This window comes from Citrobacter sp. VF227, assembly GCF_052950715.1.
The window spans coordinates 1-236 of sequence record NZ_JBRFVF010000775.1 but is presented as its reverse complement, the minus strand read 5'-3'; the positions used below and the strand labels follow the sequence as shown (position 1 = coordinate 236).

Here is a 236-nt window from a genome sequence, read left to right as displayed (position 1 = left end):
AAGCGCTGCTGAGTCGCCTGAAAATGGAGCATCTGAGCTATCACGTAGAAAACCTGCTGGAGCAGGCGGCTAAAAAAGAGCTGAACTACCGGGAGTTCCTGTGCATGGCGCTGCAGCAGGAATGGAACGGCAGACATCAGCGCGGCATGGAGTCCCGACTGAAGCAGGCGCGTCTGCCATGGGTCAAAACGCTGGAGCAGTTCGACTTCACCTTCCAGCCGGGCATCGATCGTAAG

General features: G+C 57.2%; 1 protein-coding gene. It reads left to right on the top strand.

The annotated features are described in order from the left end of the window. Positions 1–5: 5 nt before the first annotated feature. A partial coding sequence (locus tag ACU8YC_RS28920) for an ATP-binding protein (RefSeq protein ID WP_446896501.1) occupies positions 6–236 on the top strand: 231 nt, incomplete at its 3' end.